General features: G+C 64.8%; 4 protein-coding genes. All 4 read left to right on the top strand.

The window, feature by feature from the left end:
* Nucleotides 1-1,231, top strand: a 1,231-nt coding sequence (locus DRV84_RS14835; RefSeq protein WP_147298884.1) for a recombinase family protein, incomplete at its 5' end; no start/stop codon positions are given.
* 26 nt (nt 1,232-1,257) lie between these two features.
* Nucleotides 1,258-1,629 (top strand): hypothetical protein, encoded by a 372-nt coding sequence (locus tag DRV84_RS14830; RefSeq protein ID WP_476748607.1) that lies wholly within the window; start codon nt 1,258-1,260, stop codon nt 1,627-1,629.
* A gap of 74 nt (nt 1,630-1,703) precedes the next feature.
* Nucleotides 1,704-4,976, top strand: coding sequence for a site-specific DNA-methyltransferase (locus tag DRV84_RS14825; RefSeq protein WP_115982075.1), 3,273 nt, complete (start codon nt 1,704-1,706; stop codon nt 4,974-4,976).
* Between the two features lie 4 nt (nt 4,977-4,980).
* The coding region (locus DRV84_RS14820; protein WP_158547828.1) for a DEAD/DEAH box helicase at nt 4,981-6,397 on the top strand (1,417 nt) is incomplete at its 3' end.

The raw sequence follows: 6,397 nt of genomic DNA, 5'->3' as shown, positions 1-6,397 counted from the left end.
CAACTCGCTCCACGCCCAGCGGGAGGCCTGCGAGGCGTTCGTGGCATCGCAACGCTCCGAGGGCTGGGTGTTGGTCCGCGACCAGTATGACGACGGCGGCCTTTCGGGCGGCACGCTGGACCGGCCCGGCCTGCAGCAGCTGCTGGAGGATATCGAGGACGGGCTGGTCGACGTGGTCGTGGTTTACAAGATCGACCGACTGTCGCGCTCGCTCGCCGACTTCGCCAAGCTGGTCGAGGTTTTCGACCGGAACGGCGTGACCTTCGTCTCGGTCACGCAGGCGTTCAACACGACCACGTCCATGGGCCGGCTGACGCTGAACATCCTGCTCTCGTTCGCGCAGTTCGAGCGCGAGGTCACAGCCGAGCGCATCCGCGACAAGGTTGCCGCGAGCCGAAAGAAGGGCATGTGGATGGGCGGGGTGCCGCCCTACGGCTATCGGGTCGAAAACAGGAAGCTCGTCGTCGACGAGGAACACGCCGAGCACGTCCGCTGGATCTTCACCCGATTCCTCGAGATCGGCTCGGGCACGGAACTGGCCCGGGAGGTCGCGAAACGCGGCATCCGCACGCCCCGCGGCAACCGGATAGACAAGAAGTACCTCTACCGGATGCTCAACAACCGCGCCTATATCGGCGAGGCGGTGCACAAGGGCGAGAGCTACCCCGGCGAGCACGACGCGATCATCGACCGCCCGACATGGGACCGCGTCCATGCGATCCTGCAGGAGAGCCCCCGCAAGCGAGCCGCGCGCACCCGCGCCGAGACGCCCGCGCTGCTAAAGGGGCTGCTGTTCGGTCCGGATGGCGCGGCCTTTTCGCCAACCCACACCCGCAAGGGCGACAGGCTCTACCGCTACTACGTCAGCCAGACAGTGCTGAAGCACGGCGCCGGTTCGTGCCCCGTCGGCCGCGTGCCCGCCGGCGAGATCGAGGCCACTGTCATGGACCAGCTGCGCGCGGTGTTCCGCCAGCCCGAGATCGTCGCAGGGACGTGGAAGACCGCTCGCGCCCACGCCGACGACATCACCGAGGCCGACGCCCGCGCGGCCCTGCAGCAGCTCGACCCGCTGTGGGACGAACTCTTCCCCGCCGAGCAGGCCCGCATCGTGGCGCTGCTGGTCGGGCGTGTCGATATCGGCACAGACGGGCTCAGCGTCCGCCTGCGCATCGACGGGCTGGGCGGCCTCGCGCGAGAGATGCAGGCCGGCGGTATCGGAGAAGCAGCATGACACGCGGGAGGCCGATCCCGGACACCGTGACGCTCAACGTGCCGTTCCGCCTCGTGAAGCGCGGCGGGCGAAAGGAGATGCAGATGCCCGAGGGCGCCGCGCAGGCGCGTCGCACGGACAGCACACTCGTCAAGGCGCTGGCCCGCGCCTTCCGCTGGAAGAGGATGCTGGAGTCCGGCGAGTTCACGTCGATTTCCGAACTGGCTGAGCGAGAGGGCATCGCATTCACCTACATGGCGCGGCTGATGCGCCTGTCGCTGCTGGCGCCGGACATCGTGGATGCCATCATGGACGGGCGCCAGCCCGCGACCGTCACACTCGCGAAGCTGATAGACCCGTTCCCGCTCGACTGGACGGAACAGCGGGCGCTCTGGCTTGCGGAGCATACGCTGGACTGAATCGGGCGTGCAAATGGGCAACGCAGGCGATAGGGTAATGGAAAACAAGCCCTTTTCGTGAGTGCCCGTCCCGCATGTCCGACAGTCTGACCGACCTGATCCTTTCCCTTACCCCCGAAGACGGGTCCTCCATCGGCAACGGCGCGATGATGGCGCTGTTGCGCGAGCAGGTGCCGGGCCTCTCCGACGACGACTACTTCGTCGCGCGCGACGCCCTGGTGGATGATGGCCTGCTAGCCAAAGGCCGTGGGCGGGGCGGGTCGATCATGCGGGTGGTCGATGCCGAAGTGGATGAGGACGACGGCGAGGACTCGTGGGACGAGGATGCCGACGACGACGGGTTCGAGCTGACGCCGACCGACGAGCCTGCGCCGCGGCAGCGTGCCGCCTCTCGCGGCAAGAAGACTACGCGCAAGCCGAATGGGCCCACACAGGTGCTGAGCTACCGTCACGGGGAGACCCGCGTGAACAACCCCGAGGTGGGGATGGTCCATGCCGGCACCGATCCGGATGGCGAGAAGACGGTCTGGGCCTACGACCCGCATCTCGACCCGGTGCTGAATTTCGACTCTGCGCGGGCGGGGATCGAACGGCTCATCGACGATGCGCTGGCCAGCGACGATCCCGAACGGATGAAGGACGCGCTGCAGGAGCTGAAGCGGCTGCAGGCCCCCTATCTCAACTGGACGGGCAAGGCGGAGCGGACGAGCGTCGATGTCGATACCGTCTCGCTCCATGTCCATGAACGCGTGGACCCGGCGACGATCCTGGCCAATGCGGCGAAGCGGCTGAAGGGGAAGGATGCGGCGACACAGTGGCAGCAGCCGGACCTGTTCGCGGCGCCGTTCGAGAATCTGCCGCTGCGCCAGGCGCTGGATTTCTACCACCACGAAAAGGGCTGGTCGAACCGGCTGGTGGCGGGCGACAGCCTCTTGGTGATGAACTCGCTCCTGACCAAGGAGAGCATGGGCGGCAAGGTTCAGATGATCTACATCGATCCGCCCTACGGCATCAAATACGGGTCGAACTTCCAGCCCTTCACCAACAAGCGCGACGTGAAGGACCGCTCGGACGCCGACCTCACCCAGGAACCCGAGATGATCAAGGCGTTCCGGGACACCTGGGAACTCGGCATCCACTCGTACCTCACCTATCTGCGCGATCGGCTGATGCTGGCGCGGGAATTGCTGACCGAGAGCGGGTCGGTGTTCGTGCAGATTGGCGACGAAAACCTGCATCACGCCCGCGAAATGCTCGACGAGCTATTCGGGCCGGAGAATTTCGTTTCAGTCATTACGTTCGTCAAAACGAGTAGCTCAACGAATGATGCGCTCTCGAATGTGGCGGATTACATCGTCTGGTATGCGAAGGACCTGAAAGGCGGGAAGTTCAAATATCGGCCCCTCTACAACATCAAGGAACCGGGCCAGACTGGAGGAACGAACTACAACCGTGTTCTGCATCCGAAGCTTGGCTCGGTCGGCATCTCAAAGACCGTGAATGGCAAGCCCGTGTCAGAGGCCGAAGACGCGAAGGTCTACAGCCTCGACAACCTTACGAGCCAAGGAGCGGGTAGAGAGAAAGGCGAAGGGGCAGCTTCTTGGTTCCCGGTTCAGCAAAACGGCGACGTATTTCGCCCATCCATGCAGGTTCGCTGGAAAACCAACGAAGAAGGTATGTCGCGGCTTCAGAAAGCGAACCGGATCGAAAGCACCGCAACCCGCGTCGGGTATGTTCGCTATCTCAACGATTTCCCTGTATTCCCATTCTCGAATAATTGGACAGACGTGGGTGCCAGTTTCATGGCTGACAAAGTCTACGTTGTTCAAACCGTTCAACGAGTGCTCGAACGCTGCCTCCTGATGACCACCGATCCCGGAGATCTGGTGCTCGATCCCACCTGTGGCTCCGGCACCGCAGCCGTCGTCGCCGAGAAATGGGGGCGGCGCTGGATCACTTGCGACACCTCCCGCGTGGCGATCACGCTGGCCAAGCAGAGGCTGATGACCGCTAGTTTCGACTACTACGCCCTGCGGTATCCGCATGAGGGGCTGAAGGGCGGCTTCGACTACGAGACGGTGCCGCACATCACGCTGAAGAGCATCGCGAACAACCCCGACATCGACACGATCTACAATGAGGACCACCCGAAGATTGAGGCGGCGCTGGCCGACCTGAACGCCGCACTGGCCGCCGCGCCGCCGAAGCCCCTCAAGCCCGCGCAGGGCGTGCGCAAGGGCAAGCCGGTGGACTTCGCCAAGGGTGACACCCTGCACGAATGGGAGGTGCCCTTCGACTGGCCCGACGATTGGCCCGAAGCCGCCCGCGCGCGCCTCAAAGCCTTCCACACCGCCCGCCAGGCGATGCAGCGCCGCATGGACCAGTCCATCGCAGACCATGCCGAGCAGGAGACGCTCTATGACAAGCCCCGCATCGACAAGTCCAAGCTGCGCATCTGCGGGCCCTTCTCGGTCGAGGCGGTGCCGGCGCCAACCGTCCTGTCGCTGGACGAGAGTATGCCACCACAGGAGGCCGACGAGACCGTCGCCCGTTCCGGCGAAACCTCCCGACAGGCGCTGTGGCGCGACGAGCTGCTCAAGACCGGCGTGCGCGGCAAGGGCGGCGCCATGCTCCGCTTCGCCGAGTTCGAGACGCTGCCGGGGCTACGCCATATCCATGCCAGTGGGTCGGTGGCCGAGACGGGCGAGCGCGTCGTCGTCAGCTTCGGCCCCGAGCACGCAGCACTGGAGCAGCGGCAAGTGGAACTGGCGCTTGACGAAGCCCAGACGCTGCGCCCGTCGCCGAAATTCATTCTGTTCTGCGCCTTCACCTTCGACCCGGAGGCCGCGAAGGACATCGACGAGGTGAACTGGCCTGGCGTGACGTTGCTCAAGGCGCAGATGAACACCGACCTGCTGACCGAGGATCTGAAGAAGAAGCGCGCCTCGAACCAGTCCTTCTGGCTGATGGGCCAGCCGGACGTGGATCTGCGCAAGCGCGAGGACGGGCTTTGGGAGGTCGAGGTGAGCGGCTTCGACTATTTCGACCCGAAGACTGGCGATCTGATCTCTGGTGGGAAGAAGCAGATCGCCATGTGGGAACTGGACGCCGACTACGACCAGCGATCCCTGATGCCACACCAGGTGTTCTTTCCGATGGCGGACGCAAAGGGCGGCTGGAACCGCCTGCGCAAGACCGTTCGCGCAGAGCTGGACGAGGATCTGCTGGAGCAGTTCCACGGCACCGTCTCGCTGCCCTTCGAGGCCGGCGAGAACCGGCGGATCGCGGTCAAGATCGTGGACGACCGCGGGATCGAGTCGCTCAAGATCATGCCGCTTGAGGACTGAGCCGATGTCGCTGATCATCAACAAGCCTTGGGAGCGGCCCGAGCAGCACTGGACCGAAGGCGCGGGTGGCAAGCTCGAGATCAAGCCGGAGCGGCGTCCGGCGAGCTACGAGGTTTTCGATGCTCGGACGAACACCAAGCGCGTGCACGATCTGGCACTGGTCAACACGATCCGCGATCGCGTCGATGCCTGGCGGGCAGATGGCAGGCCGGGCGTGACCATTGTCACGAAGAAGCTGCTGGAGCATTGGCATGACCAGGAGGCGCGGCGGCATCCCTTCTATTTCTGCCAGCTTGAGGCGATCGAGACCCTGATATGGTGGATCGAGGGCGCGGAGGCCTACAAGCAGGGCATCGCGATCCCCGGCGACGGCGGAGCATGGCAGCGCCTCTGCAACAAGATGGCCACGGGCGCCGGCAAGACCGCCGTCATGGCCATGATCATCACCTGGCAGGTGCTGAACGCGCTGACCTATCCGAAGCGGAACAAGGACTTCAGCCGCGCGGTATTCATCGTGGCGCCGGGGCTGACCGTGAAGGAACGGCTGCAGGTGCTGCTGCCCAGCGAGGGCAGCTATTACGACGAGTTCAACCTGTGCCCGTCCGAGGCCCTGCGCCAGAAGCTCAACCAGGCCGAGGTTCTGATCGAGAACTGGCACTCGCTGATGCCGCTGAAGGAAGCGGACCGCTCGGTGGTGAAGAAGGGGCGCGAGTCCGACGAGGCTTTCACGCGGCGGGTGCTGGGCAAGCTGGCGGCGCACAAGGACATCATCGTCATCAACGACGAGGCGCACCACGCCTATCGCAAGCCGCCCGAGGTGAAGATCAGCAAGAAGGCGGCCGCCGAGCAGGGCATCGATCTGGATGAAGCGACGCGGTGGATCGAAGGTCTGGACCGCATCCACAAGACCCGGCGCATCCAGCGCTGTTTCGACCTCTCGGCCACGCCCTTCGCCCCGACAGGGAAGAAGAGCACCGACACGGCGCTGTTCGACTGGATCGTCTCGGATTTCGGGCTGAACGACGCGATCGAGGCCGGGCTGGTGAAGACGCCGCGGGTCGTGGTCCGCGACGATGCCGTCCCGGACGCCAAGACGCTCCGCTCGAAACTCTACCACATCTACCGCGATCCATCCGTCTCCGAAGACCTGAACCGGGCAAAGGCGGAGCCGCACGAGGCGCTGCCGAAGCTGGTCCAGGACGCCTACACGCTGCTCGGCGCCGACTGGCGGGAAACCCGGGCGCGTTGGCGGGAGGCCGGGCACCACTCACCGCCCGTCATGCTTACGGTCTGCAACCGCACGGAGACCGCGGCCCGCATCGAGAACTACTTCAACAAGGGCGATGCACACTGGCCCGAGCTGCACGCTCCAGACCGGACGCTTCGCGTCGACTCGAAGGTTCTCGAGAAGGCCGAGATCG

This window comes from Rhodosalinus sediminis, assembly GCF_003385555.1.
GTDB lineage: Bacteria > Pseudomonadota > Alphaproteobacteria > Rhodobacterales > Rhodobacteraceae > Rhodosalinus > Rhodosalinus sediminis.
Note: the sequence above shows the minus strand (reverse complement) of the source record. Positions and strands in the feature narration are given on the sequence as shown.